Origin of the sequence: Oceanobacillus luteolus (assembly GCF_042678205.1) — a bacterium.
Lineage (GTDB): Bacteria > Bacillota > Bacilli > Bacillales > Amphibacillaceae > Oceanobacillus > Oceanobacillus luteolus.
In genome coordinates this window covers 1-687 of the sequence record NZ_JBHUDE010000059.1, presented here as the reverse complement: position 1 = coordinate 687, position 687 = coordinate 1, and the positions used below count along the sequence as shown (strand labels likewise).

Sequence of the window (687 nt, the reverse complement as noted above, 5' to 3'; positions counted from 1 at the left end):
GTTCGGTATGCGGATGACTGTAACATATACGTGAAGTCTAAGCGTGCGGGTGAACGTACCATGATGAGCATCCAACGGTTCATCGAAGGCAAGCTTCGGTTGAAGGTGAATGAACAGAAGTCAGCAGTCGACCGTCCTTGGAGACGAAAATTCCTTGGCTTCAGCTTTACCTCGTCGAGAGAGCCAAAGGTACGTATAGCAAAACAGAGTTTAGAACGAATGAAGTTGAAAGTAAGGGAAATCACTTCAAGAAGGATGCCATACTCGATGGATTATCGACTGAAGAAGCTGAATCAATACCTAACGGGCTGGTGCGGCTATTTCGCATTGGCAGACACGCCATCTATCTTTAAAAGTCTGGATGGGTGGATACGTCGAAGGCTCCGCATGTGCTTATGGAAGGCATGGAAGAAACCGAAGACGAAGACTCGTAACCTAATGAAGTTAGGAGTGCCCCATTGGCAAGCTTATGAATGGGGAAACAGTCGGAAAGCCTATTGGAGAATCGCGAAAAGTCCAATTTTACAACGAACCCTTGGCAACTCCTACTGGAGTCGCCAAGGGCTCAGAGGTCTACACGACCGTTATAAATTCTTGCGTTATCAATCTTGATTGAACCGCCGTATACGGAACCGTACGTACGGTGGTGTGAGAGGACGGAGGTTAATCGCCTCCTCCTACTCGATT

Annotated in this window: 1 protein-coding gene; it reads left to right on the top strand. The window is 47.6% G+C overall.

All coding sequences use genetic code 11. The features are described 5' to 3' along the window. A partial coding sequence (locus ACFSBH_RS12100; protein WP_379597731.1) for a group II intron maturase-specific domain-containing protein occupies positions 1–612 on the top strand: 612 nt, incomplete at its 5' end. Between the last annotated feature and the right edge of the window lie 75 nt (positions 613–687).